The 16,876-nt window shown below is 61.7% G+C and carries 18 protein-coding genes; all 18 read right to left on the reverse strand.

What is annotated here, in order from left to right; translation table 11 throughout:
- The 18 genes from N902_RS0100135 to N902_RS0100220 all read right to left on the reverse strand — a co-directional run bounded on the left by N902_RS0100135 (window position 1) and on the right by N902_RS0100220 (window position 16,599).
- Window positions 1-615: an energy transducer TonB gene (locus N902_RS0100135; RefSeq protein ID WP_027369259.1), complete on the reverse strand. Its 615-nt coding sequence runs from the start codon at window positions 613-615 to the stop codon at window positions 1-3.
- Window positions 596-1,156, reverse strand: a complete 561-nt coding sequence (locus tag N902_RS0100140) for an HD domain-containing protein (RefSeq protein WP_244147354.1) — start codon at window positions 1,154-1,156, stop codon at window positions 596-598. The genes N902_RS0100135 and N902_RS0100140 overlap by 20 nt, the downstream gene beginning before the upstream one ends.
- A gap of 139 nt (window positions 1,157-1,295) precedes the next feature.
- Entirely contained in the window at window positions 1,296-2,477 is a 1,182-nt protein-coding gene (gene argJ / locus N902_RS0100145; protein ID WP_027369261.1) for a bifunctional glutamate N-acetyltransferase/amino-acid acetyltransferase ArgJ, read from the reverse strand.
- A 54-nt stretch (window positions 2,478-2,531) separates the two neighbouring features.
- Window positions 2,532-5,048 carry a preprotein translocase subunit SecA gene (secA, locus tag N902_RS0100150; protein ID WP_027369262.1) on the reverse strand — a complete coding sequence of 839 codons (2,517 nt, stop codon included), beginning with the start codon at window positions 5,046-5,048 and terminating at the stop codon, window positions 2,532-2,534.
- Between the two features lie 171 nt (window positions 5,049-5,219).
- Window positions 5,220-5,708, reverse strand: a complete 489-nt coding sequence (gene smpB, locus N902_RS0100155) for an SsrA-binding protein SmpB (protein ID WP_027369263.1) — start codon at window positions 5,706-5,708, stop codon at window positions 5,220-5,222.
- 223 nt (window positions 5,709-5,931) lie between these two features.
- Window positions 5,932-7,710 (reverse strand): phosphoenolpyruvate--protein phosphotransferase, encoded by a 1,779-nt coding sequence (gene ptsP / locus N902_RS0100160; protein ID WP_027369264.1) that lies wholly within the window; start codon window positions 7,708-7,710, stop codon window positions 5,932-5,934.
- Between the two features lie 2 nt (window positions 7,711-7,712).
- On the reverse strand, window positions 7,713-8,000 hold the full coding sequence (locus N902_RS0100165) for an HPr family phosphocarrier protein (protein ID WP_341830616.1): 288 nt from the start codon (window positions 7,998-8,000) through the stop codon (window positions 7,713-7,715).
- A 32-nt stretch (window positions 8,001-8,032) separates the two neighbouring features.
- A complete protein-coding gene (locus N902_RS0100170) occupies window positions 8,033-8,776 on the reverse strand; it encodes a PTS system mannose/fructose/sorbose family transporter subunit IID (protein ID WP_153304104.1) in 744 nt (247 codons plus the stop codon).
- Window positions 8,773-9,639, reverse strand: a complete 867-nt coding sequence (gene rsmI / locus N902_RS0100175; protein ID WP_027369267.1) for a 16S rRNA (cytidine(1402)-2'-O)-methyltransferase — start codon at window positions 9,637-9,639, stop codon at window positions 8,773-8,775. Before rsmI ends, N902_RS0100170 begins: the two co-directional genes overlap by 4 nt.
- Window positions 9,581-9,985, reverse strand: a complete 405-nt coding sequence (locus tag N902_RS0100180; protein WP_027369268.1) for a YraN family protein — start codon at window positions 9,983-9,985, stop codon at window positions 9,581-9,583. The genes rsmI and N902_RS0100180 overlap by 59 nt, the downstream gene beginning before the upstream one ends.
- The gene (locus N902_RS0100185) at window positions 9,967-10,587 is read right to left on the reverse strand and encodes a ribonuclease HII (protein ID WP_051564072.1); all 621 of its coding nucleotides are present in this window, start codon (window positions 10,585-10,587) and stop codon (window positions 9,967-9,969) included. Before N902_RS0100185 ends, N902_RS0100180 begins: the two co-directional genes overlap by 19 nt.
- Window positions 10,588-10,693: 106 nt before the next feature.
- Complete coding sequence (gene rplS / locus N902_RS0100190; RefSeq protein WP_027369270.1) at window positions 10,694-11,044, reverse strand: 50S ribosomal protein L19; 351 nt, start codon at window positions 11,042-11,044, stop codon at window positions 10,694-10,696.
- Window positions 11,045-11,223: 179 nt separating this feature from the next.
- Entirely contained in the window at window positions 11,224-12,501 is a 1,278-nt protein-coding gene (trmD, locus tag N902_RS0100195) for a tRNA (guanosine(37)-N1)-methyltransferase TrmD (RefSeq protein ID WP_027369271.1), read from the reverse strand.
- A 21-nt stretch (window positions 12,502-12,522) separates the two neighbouring features.
- A complete protein-coding gene (rimM, locus tag N902_RS15705; protein WP_051564039.1) occupies window positions 12,523-13,116 on the reverse strand; it encodes a ribosome maturation factor RimM in 594 nt (197 codons plus the stop codon).
- Between the two features lie 27 nt (window positions 13,117-13,143).
- Window positions 13,144-13,377, reverse strand: coding sequence for a KH domain-containing protein (locus tag N902_RS0100205; RefSeq protein ID WP_027369272.1), 234 nt, complete (start codon window positions 13,375-13,377; stop codon window positions 13,144-13,146).
- A 69-nt stretch (window positions 13,378-13,446) separates the two neighbouring features.
- Window positions 13,447-13,704, reverse strand: coding sequence for a 30S ribosomal protein S16 (gene rpsP, locus N902_RS0100210; RefSeq protein WP_027369273.1), 258 nt, complete (start codon window positions 13,702-13,704; stop codon window positions 13,447-13,449).
- 69 nt (window positions 13,705-13,773) lie between these two features.
- A complete protein-coding gene (ffh, locus tag N902_RS0100215; RefSeq protein WP_027369274.1) occupies window positions 13,774-15,222 on the reverse strand; it encodes a signal recognition particle protein in 1,449 nt (482 codons plus the stop codon).
- 192 nt (window positions 15,223-15,414) lie between these two features.
- Window positions 15,415-16,599: a pyridoxal phosphate-dependent aminotransferase gene (locus N902_RS0100220; RefSeq protein WP_027369275.1), complete on the reverse strand. Its 1,185-nt coding sequence runs from the start codon at window positions 16,597-16,599 to the stop codon at window positions 15,415-15,417.
- Window positions 16,600-16,876: the final 277 nt, after the last annotated feature.

A 16,876-nucleotide genomic window follows, 5' to 3' on the forward strand; every position in this document is an offset into this window, starting at 1 on the left:
CTACTCTCCTCTTGTCTGTGTCTTGCGGTGCACAACAAAGCTGCACCCGAGAACCAGGCGGTCGCGCATATGGGCCCCGGCTTCGGGAAACGGTCCGGCCCTGTGCACCAGCTCCAGGGCGAATTCGGCCAAGCCGGGGCTGCCCTGTTCATGGGCGACCCAGGCCGAGGCCACATCCCCGTCTTTGGTCAGCTTTAGCCCGAGCTCCACTCTCCCCGGTCCCGGCGGCTTTGCCCGCCGCCATGCGGGCTGCATCCGCTTCCGGATCTCGGAAAGAACCAGATCCAGCTCTTCCCGGCGCAGACTGCTGTGGACCGGGATCAGCTGCGCGGCCCCGGAATTTCTGTTCTCCGAAACCTGCTCTGCGCGCTTCCCGGCCGGAGCAGCGGCTTTGTTCCCCTGCCCGTCTGCGGCTTTTCCTGGTCTGCCCGGGTCTTCTTCCCCGGGCCCGGAGGACAGGCTGACAAGCCACAAGGTCTGAACATCGGCCTGCTCAGGAGGGGACAGGCCCAGAGGAAACCATGCCGGGAGCATATGCAGGATGACAGATGCCGCAACCGCTGTGGCCAGCCCAGCGGCGGTTCGGATCAGACTCCTACCGCCCCCCGCTCTCATTGGGCTGTCCGTTTTTCCGCGACCACCAGGAGCTGTCTGCGGCCCGGAACCACCAGTCCGTGTGATCGGTATGCACGATGACCCGGGCCAAATCCCGGCCCAGATCGGTGCGCAGCCTCTCCAGGGCATGGGCGATCCATTTCCGGGCATAGGCATTGCCCAGGTCCTGCTCCTGCTTCAGGCTGAGGATCAGATCCAGCTGATCCGCATCCTGGGCCAGAAGCGCTTCCCGGCTTTGGGCAGCCTCCAGCTCGGCCTGAAGCTCAAGGACATCCCCTCCCATTCCGGTCCCGGACCAGGCATCGGCCAGGGCCTGCTCGTCCCTGGAGGAGTTGTACATCTTATTCACATAGTTGAAATCGCCGGTCCTGGCCTCGTGCAGGTCGTGAAACAGGCACATCAGGACCACTCTGCTCCAGTCCGCCCCGGCCAGCTGGGCCAAGACAAAGCCGATGACCGTGGTCCGGTAACTGTGCTCAGCCACACTCTCCCGGCCCGTGCCCAGGAACTGGTACCCGGTCCGCGGTGTATGGCGCAGCATGCCGACCTCGAACAGCAGGTCGCTCAGGGCCTTCCATCGCTCAGCCGGTATCTGCTGTCCCTCCCCTTGCACTGAGACCTTCTCCTCCCGGCGCTCACTGCTCAGCATTCAAACTCCATCCTTGTGCTGCCCGCACCGGTTATGATCTGTATTCGGCATTGATCCGCACATAATCCAGGCTCAGATCCGAGGTCAAAAACTCATACTCCCCCGGCCCCTGGCCCAGAGTGAGCTGGACCGGGATCTCCTGCCGGTCCAGATAGGGAGCCAAAAGACTGTCTATATCGGCCTGGACCGGGGTTCCGTCCCGGAAGACCTCCCGCCCGGCTATGCTGACCCGGACCCGGCCCGGCTCCAGGTCGGCCCCGCACCGGCCCAGAGCGGCTACAATCCGGCCCCAGTTCGGATCCCGCCCGAACATGGCCGTCTTGACCAGGGGGGAATGGCCCACGGTCCTGGCCGCAAGCTCGGCCTCCCTGTGGTCTCTGGCCCCGTCGACCCGGATGCGGACCACCTTGGTGCCTCCTTCGGCATCCTGGACAATGAGATAGGCCAGCTCCTGACAAAGCGCGGTCAGCTCCTCTTCCACCAGGCCTGTTTCATCGGCTGCGGGCGCGATCCCGCTTTCTCCGTTGGCCAGGGCCAGCACGCAGTCGTTGGTGCTCGTGTCCCCGTCCACACTGATCCGGTTGAAGCTGGCCTCTGTCGCCCGTTCCACCATCTCCTGCCACAGATCCGGGGCCATGTCAGCATCACAGCAGACAAAACCGAGCATGGTGGCCATCTGGGGACAGATCATGCCCGATCCCTTGGCCATGCCCAGAAGGCGGACCTTCCCGCCCTTCAGGGCGACTTCCCGCCACAGGATCTTGGGGAAGGTATCCGTGGTCAGCATGGCCTGAGCCACAGCCAGGGGGTCGTCTGTAACCGTGCTCTGAGCCAGGGAAGAAACGCCCCGCTCCCAGAGCTCCAGGTCCATGCCCTGGCCGATGACCCCGGTAGAGGCCGGCAGGACCTCTTCCGGCTCAAGGCCGAAAGCCCTGGCCGCTAGCCCGCAGGTTGTGCGGCAGGCCCGGATTCCTTCTTCCCCGGTGCAGGCATTGGCCTGACCGGCATTGACCAGGATCGCCCTGGCCCGGGACCCGGCCCGGAGATGATCCCTGCTGACCAGGACCGGGGCGGCCTGGAACCTGTTGGTGGTGAACACCCCTGCTGCCGCGGCCGGGGTGGAGGAGAGGATGATGCCCAGATCCCTGCGCCCCGAGTAACGGAATCCGGCCCTAGCCGCCAGAAAGGAAAATCCCTGCGGAATGGTGATCACTGCATGCTCCTTTAAGTCGACGGATGCTCGTTTCAGCTGACCAGACCCTCTGTGCTACCTTCCGCAGCACTTCTTGTACTTTTTCCCGCTGCCGCAGGGACAGGGGTCGTTCCGGCCCACCTTGGGGCTCTCCCGCCTGAACGGTTCAGGATTGGTGCTGGCCGCAGTCTCGTCCCCACCGGAAAACTGCAGCCTGTCCGGCTCCTCCTGGTGCTGGAGCTCCTGCTCCGGGGCTTCCTGCAGCCTGACCCGGCACAGGGACTTCAGGGTGTTTTCCTTGATCAGATACAAGAGCTCCTGAAAGAGCTCAAAGCCTTCCTTCTTGTACTCCTGCTTGGGGTTTTTCTGCCCGTACCCGCGCAGGCCGATCCCTTCCTTGAGGTAGTCCATGTTCAGCAGGTGCTCTTTCCAGAACCGGTCCAGGCTCTCCAGAAGAAAGAAGCGCAGGATCTCCTGGTAGTGCTCCCCGGCGCTGGCCTTCAGGGCGTCCAGGATCTCCTGGACCTTCTCTGCGGCCTCCTCCTGGGAGGGCAGGGCCTGGTCAAGGTCCATGACCCGCCGCAGGGCGAACACCTCATCCAGCCTGACCTTGACCCCCTGGACGGTCTCCTGGTCCGGGCCGTCCTTGCCCGCTTCCTCCACCGGAGCCAGGATGTCCTCCAGCAGATCGTGGACAAACCCCTGGATCATGGGCTCCACATCCTGCAGGGTCATGATCTCCCGGCGCTGGGTGTAAATGACCTCCCGCTGCTGGTTCATGACATCGTCGAACTCCAGGAGCTGCTTGCGGATGGAGAAGTTGTGCTCTTCCACCCGGTGTTGGGCGTTTTCTATGGCCCGGGATATGAGGCTGTTTTCTATGGCCTGCCCCTCTTCCACCCCCACCCTGTTCATCAGCCCGGATATCCGGTCCGAGCCGAACAGGCGCAGAAGGTCGTCGTCCAGGGCCAGATAGAAGCGTGAGCTGCCGGGATCCCCCTGGCGTCCGGACCGCCCGCGCAGCTGATTGTCGATCCGCCGGCTTTCATGCCGCTCTGTGCCCAGGATATGCAGTCCGCCCAGCTCGCGGACCCCCTGGCCCAGAACGATATCCGTTCCCCGGCCGGCCATGTTGGTGGCAATGGTCACCCGGCCCTTTTCCCCGGCCTGGGCGATGATCTCGGCCTCTTTCTCATGGTGCTTGGCATTGAGAACATCGTGGGGGATGCGCAGCTTTTTCAGGTTCTCGGCAATGTATTCCGACTTGTCGATGGACGTGGTCCCGACCAGCACCGGCTGCCCCCTGGTGTACAGCTCCCGGATCTCCTCCACGATGGCGTCGTACTTCTCCTTCTGGGTCCGGTAGATCACATCCGGATGATCCGTGCGGATCATCGGCTTGTGGGTGGGGACCACGTTCACGTCCAGGTTGTAGATCTCCTTGAACTCCACTGCTTCCGTATCCGCTGTTCCGGTCATCCCGGCCAGTTTGTCGTACATCCGGAAGAAGTTCTGAAAGGTGATGCTGGCCAGGGTCTGGTTTTCGGCCTCCACCCGGACCCTTTCCTTGGCCTCCAGGGCCTGGTGCAGCCCGTCGCTGTATCTTCGGCCGGGCATGATCCGGCCGGTGAACTCGTCCACAATGATCACCTGCCCGTCCCGGACGATATAGTCCGCATCCCGCTTGAACAGCTCATGGGCCTTCAGGGCCTGCAGGACGTGGTGCTGATAGCTGATGTTCTTGGGATCGAACAGGTTGTCTATCTTCAGGATCTGTTCGCACCGGACCACTCCGTCATCGGTCAGGGTCACGCTCTTGGCCTTCTCATCCACGGTATAGTCCCGATCCCGCTTCAATCTGGGAATAATGGCGTCCACCTCTTTGTACATGGCGGTGGAACCGTCGGCCGGGCCGGAGATGATCAGCGGGGTCCTGGCCTCGTCGATGAGCACCGAGTCCACCTCGTCCACAATGGCGTAGTTCAGCTCCCTCTGGACCAGCTGATGGGGGTAGAACTTCATATGGTCCCGCAGATAGTCAAAGCCGAACTCGTTGTTCGTCCCGTAGACGATGTCCGAGGCATAGGCCTGTTTGCGCTCCTCGTCTGACATCCCATGGGAAATGCTGCCCACCTCCAGGCCCAGAAAGGAGTACACCCGGCCCATCCATTCCGCGTCCCGCCGGGCCAGGTAGTCGTTGACCGTGATCAGGTGCACCCCCTTCCCGCTCAAGGCATTGAGCACCAGGGGCATGGTGGCCACCAGGGTTTTCCCTTCCCCTGTCTTCATCTCCGCTATCCGGCCCTGATGCAGGACCACCCCGCCCAGGAGCTGAACATCGAACGGGCGCATGTCCACTGTCCGTCTGGCCGCCTCCCGGACCAGGGCGAAGACCTGGGGCAGGAGATCGTCCAGGCTGCGTCCCTGCTCAACCTCCTGGCGGTGTGCAGCGATCCGGGAAGGGAACTCCCGGTCCTCCAGCTGCTCTATCTCCGGCTCCAGGCTGTTGATCTGTTCCACCAGGGGGGATATCGAGTTGAGAAACCGCTGGTTCTTGGAGCCAAAAAGCTTTTTGGCTAGAAATCCGAACATAGAGACTCCTTGCACCCGGCATGCGCCGTCCGTGCGGCATCCGCGGGATCATATTAATGAGGGCAAAAAGCTGTTTGCTTTTTGCGCGCTGCCCTGAAGCTGCGCGGGACGCACCTTCCCGCTTTCGCCGGTGAGGTGCGTAAAAAATCAGCAAAGGCCGGAGAAAACGGCTCAGCCCTTCTTCTTGGCCTCGGCCATCTCCCGGTCCATATCCCGCTTTACGGCCCGCTGCTTCAGCTCTTCCCGCTGGTCGTGGACCTTTTTCCCCTTGGCCAGGGCAATTTCTATTTTGACCAAAGATTTCCTCAGATACATGGATATGGGGATCACGGTCAAACCCTTCTGCTCCACCTTGCCCCGCAGGAGATCGATCTCCCGCTTGTGCAGCAGGAGCTTTCGGTCCCGGTCCGGATCATGCCCGGCATATCCGGCGTTTTCATAGGCCGCGATGTGCATTCCGGTCACAAAGGCCTCTCCGCGGGCAAAACGGATATAGCTGTCCTTGAAGCTGACCCGGCCGGCCCGGATGGATTTCATCTCCGATCCGGTCAGCTCCACCCCGGCCTCATAGCGGTCAAAGATGTCGTACAGCCGCCGGGCGTTCTTGTTCTGGGCCACGATCTTGACTGCTGATTGCCTGGCCCTGCTCTTGTGGGACATGCCTGTATCTCAATCCTTGTTTGGGTGTCGGCCTTCTCCAGCCGGCCTGGAATGATCCCGTCCTTGGTCCAGGTGGAGCCCGGGAAGCCAAAACTCTTCGACGTAGCCTGTGGATCTTTGGGGTTTGCCGTCTCTTCTGTGTGCCCACTTTCGGCCCGGACGCGGAGCACGGGCATCCGGGGCCGGTATCCAGCTTAGACGGCGAGTATCCCGGGACTTGCGCCTACTCTTCCTCCTCTTCCAGAATCGAGGAGTGAAACTGCAGCTCGTCCGGGAAGCGCTTGAATATGGTCTCCCGGACCAGCTTGTTGCTCTCGGATACCGAGTCCAGGCGCAGGATCCGGGTCAAAAGATCCGCGCATTCCTCCATGGTCAGCTTGCGCAGGATGCGCTTGATCCAGGGAATGGACTGGGGATTCAGGCTCAGGCTGTCCACATGCATGCCGATCAGGATCGGCAGGCAGTAGGGATCCGAAGCCATTTCCCCGCACATGCTGACCTCGATCCCGGCCTTGTGCCCGGCGTCCACCACCCGCTTTATGCTTCGGAGCAGGGCCGGATGCAGGGGCTGATACAGATGCGAGACATACTTGTTGGTCCGGTCGATCCCCAGGGAGTATTGGATCAGATCGTTGGTCCCGATGCTGAAGAAATCCACATACCGGGCCAGAATGTCGGCAATCATGACTGCGGACGGGAGCTCGATCATGATGCCCACCGGGATCTCGGCATCAAAGGCCAGCCCTTCGGCGGCCAGCTCCTCCTTGGTCTGGTCCAGAACGGACAGCACCTCCCGCAGCTCGCCCAGGCCGGATATCATTGGAAACATCAGGGAGATATTCCCCGCCTGACTGGCCCGGAGGATGGCCCGCAGCTGGGTCTTGAAGATATCCTGGTGCCGGAGGCAAAAACGGACCGCCCGCAGCCCGAGAACCGGATTGGCCTCCTCCAGATGCTCGAACCCATGGCCGAGCTTGTCCCCCCCTGCATCCAGGGTCCGGATGACCAGCCGCCGGGGGTGCAGAATGGAGGCCAGGTCCCGGTACTCCTCGATCAGCTCCTGCTCGGTGGGCAGCTCAACCCGGTACAGATAGCTGTATTCAGTCCGGTACAGCCCCACCCCGTCCCCGGAGTAATCCAGAACCTTGCTGACTTCCTCGAACAGCTCAATGTTGGCGTGCAGCTGCACCCGGTGCCCGTCCCTGGTTTCCGCCGGAAGATCCCGCTTGCGGATGACCTCCTTCTGATAGGCCTCAAAGCTGTACTTCAGATCCGTGTACTGGGTGAGCTCGGTCTCGTCCGGGTCGATGACGATCTGCCCCCGGAACCCGTCCACGACAATGAACTGATTGTCGGACACCGAGGACTCCAAATCCTCCACCCCGACCACGGCCGGAATCTCCAGGGTCCGGGCCAGTATTGCCACATGGGAGGTCCTTCCTCCCTGGGCGGTGGCAAAGGCCATGATCTTGCTCACGTCCAGCTCCACCGTATCAGCCGGACTCAGGTCGTGGGCGATGAGGATCACCCTGGAGGTTATGGACTTGATGCTGTCGTTGTTGCCCAAAAGCTGGTTCATGACCCTCCGGGTCAGCAGTCGCAGCTCCTGGACCCGGGCCCGGAAATACTCGTCCTCGATACCCTGAAAAGAGCTCTCGATATCAGCCACGCCTTTTTCCAGGGCCCATTCGGCATTTAAATGCATGTCCCGGATGTAGTGCTCTGTTGCCTGGCGCAGCTTCGGGTCCTTCAGGACCATGATATGGGTATCCAGGATGGCGGCATGATCGCTCTGTTCCCTGGGGATCTGTTTCCGGATCTGCTGCAGGCTTTCCAGGGCCTGGGCAAAGGCCTGATTCAGCCTGGCGGTCTCCACCTCCACCAGATCCTGGGAGATGCTCTGCATAGGTGCCAGGCAATAGTGGCCCTGACTCAAGAGATAGGCCCGTCCGATGGAAATCCCGGCCGAGACCGGAATGCCGTGCAGAATCTTTGCCGCCATGGTCAGCTCTCCCCGAACCCATCCAGAAAAAACCGCTCCAAATGGCCTATGGCTTTCTCCGCATCCTGTCCTTCGGCCTGCAAGGTTATGCTCTTTCCCCTGCCCGCAGCCAGGCTGAGGATGTCCAGGACGCTCTTGGCATCCGCCTCCATCGTCCCCACCTTGAGCTTGATCCGGGCGGAAAACTTGGCCGCCTCCTGGGCGATCTGGGCCGCCGGTCTGGCGTGCAGCCCCAGCTCATTGCGTATATATACCTGCTTGCTTATCGAGTCGGTCATGGTCGTATTCACTGCAAAGCTTCCAAGGCGCGTGTTCTCCAGCCTCACCCCAGTTTCTGCACACTCTGCCACACCATCCATCCCAGTATGCATGCGGCCACAATCCCCTCCCGGGGCAGCAGCCCCCGGAACACCAGCCAGGCCGCCCCGCCGAGCAGGGCGCTGGACCCAGCAAACCACAAAGGATGCAGGGGGAATGGATAGATCAGGACCCAGACCAGGACCACTCCCACGGCATTGGCCAGCTTGATCCAGTACCCCCAGTACATCAGATTCATCTGCCGGAGCTGCTGGAAAAAGGCCAGCCCCCTGCTGAACCCAAGCCAGAAGGTCACCCCCTTGAAGACCTGCAGGCCCGCAAACCCTCCGCCCAGCCAGGCCATGGCCGCTCCGTGGCATCCGCAAAGCAAAAGGAGGATCATGCCCAGGGACCAGAACACCTGCAGTGATCCGCCGAAAAAGGAATCCCCCAGCCCGGACAGGGTGTAGGTTGCCGTGCTTTGGAAGCTGTCCTGGGCTGTGGATGGGAGCATGCCCTGGGCGATATTCCGCTCCAGGAACAGAAAGGCCCCAACCAGAAGTGGCGTAAAGTAGGGATGGGTGTTGTACAGACGAACGTAGCGGCTCCTGGCTGCCTGCAGCTCCCCCCCCGACTGGTGGATGGCCTGCAGGCCAGGATCCATGGCATAAGCCAGGCCGATGTTCTGCAGCCCCCGGGTGTTGAAGTTGGCGCCCACAAGGTAGGTGCGGGCAAAACACTTCATCAGGTTTCGCCAGGTGAGCGTCACGATTCCTCCGCTTCCGGTCCCTTGCCCTGTACCTGACGCAGAAACAGCTCATACAAGGCCTTTTTCCCCCAGCCGGACACCCGGGGCAGGGTTTGTTCGACCACATCCCGGGCCCCGGCTTCCGGGGTCCGGACCTCGCGCATGACCCGAACCACGTCCTCTTGCCGGGTTGCTCCCTGTTCCCTGGCTCCGGGAGCAACCAGAACAGTAACCTCTCCCAGGAGTTCGGACAATGCCGGCCGGTCTGATCCCAGGGTGAGAAAGAGAAACTCCTCGTGCTTTTTGGTCAGCTCCCGGGCGATGCACACCTCCCGCTCTCCCAGGGCAGTCCCCAGCTCATCCAGGGTTGCCTCCAGCCGGCTGGCCCGTTCGAAAAAGACCAGAGTAATCTGAAGCCTAGCATACTGGGCGAATAGACGCCTTTTCTCCCCGGATTTACGAGGCACAAAGCCCAGAAAGGCGTATGGATACGGTGGAAGACCACTGGCCATGAGGGCTGTTGCCGGCGCACTCGGCCCGGGCACCGGACTGACCCGGACCCCGGCCTTGCGGCAGGCCCGGACCAGCATATACCCTGGATCGGACAGTAAAGGCGTCCCGGCGCTGCTGACCAGAGCCGCTGTCTGTCCCTGCTCCAGCAGGCTCAGGACCTGCGCAACCCGGGCCTGCTCGTTGTGCTCAAAGAGGCTGAGCAGACGCGGCCCGGATATGCCGCACATATCCAGCAACCGGCCGGTTCTGCGGGTATCCTCGGCCAGAACCACATCCACGGAAGCCAGGACCTCCGCTGCCCGGTGGGACAGGTCACCAAGGTTGCCAATTGGAGTGGCCACGACCCACAGGATGGGAGGCTGTGAAGGCATTGGGCACATGATCGACCTGACAGTGGTGGGTTTGCAGGTAGACAGAAACCAGGTCAAAGCGGGATTGAACGTGCCACAGCTTGCGCTGGCTCAAAAAAAGGCTTGCCGACTTGATCAGCTTGGTCTGCTTGCGCTGAGTCAAGGCCTCGGCCGGAGTTTCCAGAGTTGCCGTACTCCTGGTCTTGACCTCCACAAAGACCACAGTATCCCGGATGCGGCAGATGAGATCCAGCTCCCCGCACCGGCATCTCCAGTTCATCTCGAGCACTTCATACCCCTGGCTTCCGAGAAAGGCTCGAGCCATCTCCTCGCCCAATTGTCCGTGCCTTAGATGCCGGGCAACCATCGCTGCCTGTCCTCCAGAAAACGGCGGACCGGTGCAAAGGAGCGGCGGTGCATCCGGCAGGGCCCCAGCTCCCGCAACCTGCTCATGTGCTCCTTTGTCCCGTAGCCCTTGTGTCTGCCCAGCCCGTATCCGGGGTACTTGCGGTCCAGATGCGCCATGAGCCGGTCCCGGAACACCTTGGCCAGGATGGAGGCCGCCGATATAGCGGGTTCTGTCTCGTCGCCTCCGGGAATACAACGGCAGGGGATATACAGAGGCGGTATTTGATTGCCGTCCACCAGGACCAGATCCGGCTGTACGCGCAGGGTGCCTACGGCCCGGCACATGGCCCGCATGGTGGCTTGAAGGATGTTGATCCGATCGATCTCCTGCGGCCAGGCCAAGCCCAGGGACCAGGACAGGGCTGCATCCTTTATCCCGGCTTCCAGCTTCAGGCGCACCGGCGCGGAGAGCTTTTTGGAATCCTTGAGGCCCAGCCCGGGAACTCCGTCCCGGGGAAGGATCACAGCCGCGGTTACCACCGGACCGGCCAGACAGCCGCGTCCCGCCTCGTCGACGCCGGCCCAGGTCCCTTTCAGCGGGGTCCGGTGATCATCCGGAATCGAAGCGTTTCCGGTGATCCGGCGTGCGTCTGTCAGATCCACAAAGGAAGCCGCGGGGTATTGCGGAAGGAGGCGCGCAGGCCGCCTCCTTCCGGTCTGGTAATCATCAGCCGCGGGTATCCCGGGGCTTGATCCGGGCCGCCTTGCCCTTCAGATTCCGGAGATAGTAGATCCGGCTCTGGCGCACCTTGCCCCGGCTCACCACCTCGATCTTTTCAATGGAAGGGGCGTGCAGGGGAAACACCCGCTCCACACCGATTCCACCGGAGATCTTGCGCACGGTGAACGTGGCGTTGGTCGTCCCCTTGCGCATCCGGATAACCGTGCCCTTGAAGACCTGAATCCGTTCCTTTTCCCCTTCGATGATCCGGATATGCACATTCACCGTATCCCCGGCCCGGAACTGGGGTACGTCGATGCGCATGTGCTCCTGTTCAATCCTTCGCAAAGCGTCCATGGCGTCTCCTTACAAAATTCGTATTTGCTCCGTCCCGCAGGGCAAAAGCCCGAAGTGCGGACCGGCCCTGGACAAAAAAAAATCCCCGGCCGCATGTTCAGCTCCAGCCTGAAAGCCGACCCCCGCTACCGCTGTCATCTGCCGCGTATCACCTCTGCCCCGGGATGCGTGACCCAGGACTAGCGGACATCGCCCAGGATGCGGTCCACGGCGATGGCCGCCGCACTGCGCACCGAGAGATGATTGTAGGCATCAAAACAGCGGATGGGGCGCAGGATCTCGTCCGTCTGGTCCATCACCTGCTGAGCCAGCCCCGACCCGGTGCCCAGCAGAAGCAGGACAGGTCCCTCTTCCAGCCGCCGGCGAAGGGCTGAACAGGGGCTTCCCCCTTCATCCCTGGCGCTGGTGCCCACAACCCACGGCTCCTTTCCGGTTACCTGCCGGATATGCTCCACGACCTCCTGGATCTCGGAGCATATCCTCACCCCCTGCACAGCCGCGGTCCGGTCCGGATTGGCCTTTCGTCCCGGACCGGTGCGCCAGTGATCCAGAAGCCGTGCGGCCAGGGCCTGCTGGTCCTGCAACGGGGTGGTCAGATAATATCCCCCCAACCCGTAGGAGTGAGAAACTCGGGCTATATCGTGGATGTCCAGATTTGTCAAAGAGACAGCGGCCACCTCCCCCTGCTTGGTGCGCACCGGCCAATGGACCAGGGCCACATACAGGTTCCGGCCCAGCCTGGTCCGGGACTGCCCGCGCAGGTACCGGATATCCTGGGGACTGAGCTCGGTGTGCTCCAACAGATCCGGGCGGCAGCGCCGGGTGGCCGTCAGGGACTGCTCCCGGCGCCAGGCTGCAATCCGGGCATGGTCTCCGGACAGCAGAACCTGGGGGACGGCCTTTCCGGAGTACTCTCTGGGCCTGGTATAATGCGGATACTCGAGCAGTCCGGAGGCAAAGCTCTCCTCCTGGGTGGATTCCTCGCAGCCCATGTAATGGGCCTGCAGCCTGGTCACGGCCTCCAGGACGCACAGGGCAGCGCTTTCTCCCCCGTTGAGCACGAAATCCCCCACGCACAGGGGCTGCGCCCCGGTCAGCTCCCCAAACCGGGCATCAATGCCCTCATACCGCCCGCAGACCAGGGTGATGACCTCATCTCCAGCCAGCTCCTGAGCTGTCTGCTGATTGAATATGGGCCCCTGGGGAGTGAGCACCACCAGCCGGCCCGGACTGGAGATGCTGTTCACAGCCCGCAACAGGGGCTGAAGGGCCATGACCATCCCCGGTCCGCCTCCGTAGGGCCGATCGTCCACGCTCCGGTGTCGGTCCAGGGCAAAATCCCGGGGGTTGATCAGGGACGTGGACACGATGCCCCGGTCCCGGGCCTTGCCCATCAGCCCGCAGTCCAAAGGCGAGTCAAAGAACTGGGGGAATATGGTCAGGATATTAAAATGCATAGTCGGCCCGCTATCAGGTAGTCACCGCTTCTCCCTTCCCGAGGGTTCTGGGGGCGGCTCCGGTCCGTTCTCCTCAGTCTGATCCTGGGCATCATACAGCTCCAGCAGCCCGGGAGGCGGACAGACATAGGCCAGGGCCCTGTGCACATCTATCTCCCGGACAAACTCCGGCACAGCGGGCAGGAGGACCTCCCGGCCGGCCGGTGTTGCGATGGTCCACATCTCCTGGCCGGTCCGGTGGTCGACGGATTCGATCCGTCCCAGATACCCGCCGCTTTGCAGATACACAGCCGATCCCAGAAGCTCCAGGTCACGCAGGAGGTGGGCCGCAGAATCGGGCACATCCCTGCGTCGAACCCAGACCTCGGCCCCCAGCCATTGCCTTGCCTGATCCCGCCCCTGGACGGATTCCAGGCTCACAAGCAACCCCTTGCTGTGCGAGCGGACCTGGCCAAGGACCTGTTGCCTGGGATGTCTGCCTTCGGTCTTCAGATAGATCCTGGACAGTTGGGCAATGAGAAAAGGGGAGTCTGCATACCAGGTGATGCAAAGCTCCCCTTTGAGTCCGTGGACCTTGATCACTTTGCCCACAGGCACAAAGCCTTTTTCGGACATGGCTGCGGCCGCCGGACAGTAAGCTGCTTACTCGAGAATTTCCAAAACCACACGCTTCTGGGCCTTGGTGGAGACTGCGCCCAGGATGGTCCGCATGGCCCGGGCGGTTCTTCCCTGCCGGCCGATGACCTTGCCCAGATCCTCCTTGGCTACGCGCAGCTCAATCACCGAAGTCTGCTCGCCTTCGACCTCAGCAACATCCACAGCATCCGGATTGTCCACCAACGCCTTGGCCATGTACTCGATGAGCTCTCTGAACATACGCCACCTCCGCGAGGGCTTCAGATTGTATCTGGAATCGGCGAGAGCCTGAACGCTGCAGCCGTCGGGCTATGAGGAGCTTTGGGCGTCAAATCCGGTCTTGGCCAGCAGGGACTTCACAGTCTGGGTCGGCTTTGCTCCCTGCTCCATCCACTTGCGCACCTTGTCGTGGTCCAGGTTGATCTCGTTGGGCTCAACCATTGGATTGTAGTACCCCAGATACTCCAGGGCCCTGCCGTCCCTGCGGGTTTCGCTGTTCATCGCCACCACTCGATAGAAGGGGCGTTTCTTGGATCCCAAACGTGTCAGACGCAGTCGTAAAGCCATGAGTGTGTTTCCCCCCGTTACGTAGAGATGTTCTTCTGCAGATTGTAATCATGCCGGAAAAAGAAGCAACTACTTCCTTTTTTTCTTTTTCTGTTTGGCCTTTTGCTTCTGTTTTTTGCGGTCGATCTTCTTTTTGGGCTTGGTTGAGCCCGATGTCCGCCCGGGCAGCCCCATGCCGCCGGCCGGGTCCATGCCCTCAAGCCCGCGCATCCCCCCGCCTTTGCTGCTCATCTTCTTCATCATCTTCTGCATCTGGGCAAAGTTCTTGAGCAGCTGGTTGACGTCCGCCTGGGTATTCCCGCTGCCCCGGGCGATCCGCTCCTTGCGGCTGGCATTGAGCATGGAGGGCTTGTGCCGCTCCTGCGGGGTCATGGAGTTGATGATCGCCTCTACCTTGTTCAGCTCGTGCTCAGGAAGCTGGGCATCCTTGAGCTGATCCTTGACCTTGCCCATCCCCGGGATCATTTTCAGCAGGCTTTCCATGGATCCCAGCTTGCGCACCTTGCGCATCTGGCTGCGGAAGTCCTCAAGGTCGAACTCCGCCTTCTGGAATTTGGCCTCCAGGGCGGCCGACTCCTGCTCATCGAACTCCTGCTGGGCCTTTTCGATCAGGGTCAGCATGTCGCCCATGCCCAGGATCCTGGAGGCCACCCGGTCCGGATGAAAGACCTCCAGGTCCTTGAGCTTCTCGCCCATGCCCACAAACTTGACCGGCTTGTCCGTGATGGAGCGGATGGACAGGGCCGCTCCGCCCCGGGCGTCGCCCTCCAGCTTGGTCAGAACCACACCGCTGATGTCCAAAAGATCGTTGAACCGCTGGGCAACGGTCACCGCATCCTGGCCGGTCATGGAATCGGCCACGAACAGGATCTCCTGCGGCCGGCACTGGTCCTTGATCCGGGAGAGCTCGTCCATGAGCTGCTCATCGATGTGCAGCCGCCCGGCCGTGTCCAGCAGGACCACATCGCAGCCCTCATCCCGGGCCTGCTGCACAGACTGCCGGCAGATGCCCACCGGATCCATATCCGACCTGGAGCCAAAGGCCGGAACCTGAATCTCCCCGGCCAGGGTGTGCAGCTGATCGATTGCCGCGGGCCGGTACACGTCGGCCGGGACCAGAAAGGGCTTATGGCCCTGATTTCTCAGGAACAGGGCCAGCTTGGCCGCTGTGGTCGTCTTTCCGGAGCCCTGCAGACCCACGAGCATGAACACCGACGGCTCCCCGTCTTGTGCGAACCGCAGATCCGCGGACTCCCCCCCCAGGAGCTCGATGAGCTCCTCATGCACGACCTTGATCACCTGTTGGCCCGGGGTCAGGCTGGCCTGGACCTCCCGGCCCAGGGACCGCTCCCTGATCCGGTCCACAAAGCCCTTGACCACCTGGTAGTTGACGTCGGCTTCCAGCAGGGCCAGACGAACTTCCCGCAACCCTTCCTGAATGGTTTTCTCATCCAGGTGGCCGTGACCTTTTATTTTCTTGAAGACCTGATCCAGCCGGTCAGATAAGCTCTCGAACATAGATGGTGTCCTGGGCCAAAAAATAAAAGAGTCTTCTTACCGGTTTTTGCCCTCCGGGTCAACTCTGGACCATGACCTTCCGGTCCGCGCCAGTAAACGGCAATGCCCTGGTGTGGGTCCGGGCATCAGGATCGGAATCGCTTTTCGGGCCCTTAAAGTGAGCGTTCGCCCGCGGCCTCCCAGGGGAACGCGTCATTTGCCAGCGGCCCTGGCGAAGCCCGGCCCGGAGTTGCGGATAACCTCCTCCGGAACGCAGCAGGAAAGCCGGAAGTGACCGGGAAAGCCGAACCCGCTGCCCGGAACCGCCAGAATCCGCTCTTCCTGCAGGGCCTGGACAAAGGCCACATCATCCCCCCCAGGGGCGGCTGGGAAGAAATAGAACCCTCCTTGCGGCGGAACGTAGGAATATCCGGCCTGATCCAGGACCTCGCACATCAGCTTCCGCCTGTGCTCAAAGATCCCCACGTCCACCTCGGATGCGATGGTCTGCTCCACCAGCCGCTGGCCGATTGCCGGGGCGTTGACAAAGCCCAGGATCCGGTTGGCCAGGACCAGCCCGTCCATCAGGGTGGATTTGTCCGGCATCTCAGGATTGAGCAGCAGATATCCGATCCGTTCTCCGGCCAGGGAAAGGCTCTTGGAGAAAGAGTTGGCCACGATGCTCGGGCCGTAGAGGGGAAATATCGGGCTGACCGTGGCCCCGTCATAGGTCAAAAACCTGTACGGCTCATCGGAAACCAGATAAATGGGCCGGTTCTGCTTCCGGCTGGCTGTGCGCAGCACCTCGGCCAGCTCCTGCAGCTCCCTAGTATCGTATATCCGCCCTGTTGGATTGTTCGGGGAGTTGATCAGCACTATCCTGGTTTTCTCGCTAATCGCCTCGGCCATGGCCGGAACATCCAGGCCAAAGTCGTCCTTGGCGGCCGGGACCGGACGCAGGACGCCTCCGTGGTTTTGGGCATAAAAGAAGTACTCCACAAAGTACGGGGCTGGACAGACGACCTCTTCCCCGGGCTCCAGGAGGGCCTTGAAAATGCAGTTCAATCCCCCGGCCGCCCCGCAGGTGAGCAGGACATCCTCGGCACCAAGAGACGCCTCCTGGCTCGGACCCGCCCACTCGGCAATGGTCTGCCGCACATGCGGATATCCGGCATTGGGCATGTAGCCCAAGGCATACGGGCTCTGCGTCTCCCGGGCCAGCTGCTCCAGCCCTTTGCCCACGCTCTCCGGCGGAGGCAGATCCGGATTGCCCAGACTGAAGTCGTAGACCCGGTCCGGACCGTGGATCTTTTTCAGCTCGGTACCGGCCTCGAACATCCGCCTGATCCAGGAACTCTGATCCAGATATTCGCTCATCCGACTGCTCAGCACATTCATCATCTTCCTCCAATTAGCGCTTCGACTCGTAGCGTTCTCAGAGCCATATGCCGGTTCCTTGACCCATCCTGGGTATCTTGGGGCTTGGCCTGTTTTTCCGGACTGGGAGCGCAGTGTGCTCCCCCCATGCCTGCCAAGGCGCAGGCCCGCTTTCGCTAACGCTGAGGATCACTGGCCCGAAGAAGGAACGTCCAGTGCATCCGTTTGTTGTGATTTTCTTTCTGGCTCTTGGACACAGAAAGTGGAATTGCCTACATAAGAGTTTGCCGTCTCTTCT

This window comes from Desulfovermiculus halophilus DSM 18834 (assembly GCF_000620765.1).
Classification (GTDB): domain Bacteria; phylum Desulfobacterota; class Desulfovibrionia; order Desulfovibrionales; family Desulfothermaceae; genus Desulfovermiculus; species Desulfovermiculus halophilus.

Excerpts from the sequence above, each read along its gene's own strand:
- rpsP (WP_027369273.1), bottom strand. The coding sequence starts at position 13,704 with ATGGCTTTACGACTGCGTCTGACACGTTTGGGATCCAAGAAACGCCCC.
- rsmI (WP_027369267.1), bottom strand. The coding sequence starts at position 9,639 with ATGCCTTCACAGCCTCCCATCCTGTGGGTCGTGGCCACTCCAATTGGC.
- ptsP (WP_027369264.1), bottom strand. The coding sequence starts at position 7,710 with ATGGCGGCAAAGATTCTGCACGGCATTCCGGTCTCGGCCGGGATTTCC.
- rplS (WP_027369270.1), bottom strand. The coding sequence starts at position 11,044 with ATGGACGCTTTGCGAAGGATTGAACAGGAGCACATGCGCATCGACGTA.
- N902_RS0100140 (WP_244147354.1), bottom strand. The coding sequence starts at position 1,156 with ATGCTGCGCCATACACCGCGGACCGGGTACCAGTTCCTGGGCACGGGC.
- N902_RS0100205 (WP_027369272.1), bottom strand. The coding sequence starts at position 13,377 with ATGTTCAGAGAGCTCATCGAGTACATGGCCAAGGCGTTGGTGGACAAT.
- ffh (WP_027369274.1), bottom strand. The coding sequence starts at position 15,222 with ATGTTCGAGAGCTTATCTGACCGGCTGGATCAGGTCTTCAAGAAAATA.
- secA (WP_027369262.1), bottom strand. The coding sequence starts at position 5,048 with ATGTTCGGATTTCTAGCCAAAAAGCTTTTTGGCTCCAAGAACCAGCGG.
- N902_RS0100220 (WP_027369275.1), bottom strand. The coding sequence starts at position 16,599 with ATGAATGTGCTGAGCAGTCGGATGAGCGAATATCTGGATCAGAGTTCC.
- trmD (WP_027369271.1), bottom strand. The coding sequence starts at position 12,501 with ATGCATTTTAATATCCTGACCATATTCCCCCAGTTCTTTGACTCGCCT.
- N902_RS0100135 (WP_027369259.1), bottom strand. The coding sequence starts at position 615 with ATGAGAGCGGGGGGCGGTAGGAGTCTGATCCGAACCGCCGCTGGGCTG.
- N902_RS0100180 (WP_027369268.1), bottom strand. The coding sequence starts at position 9,985 with ATGGTTGCCCGGCATCTAAGGCACGGACAATTGGGCGAGGAGATGGCT.
- smpB (WP_027369263.1), bottom strand. The coding sequence starts at position 5,708 with ATGTCCCACAAGAGCAGGGCCAGGCAATCAGCAGTCAAGATCGTGGCC.
- rimM (WP_051564039.1), bottom strand. The coding sequence starts at position 13,116 with ATGTCCGAAAAAGGCTTTGTGCCTGTGGGCAAAGTGATCAAGGTCCAC.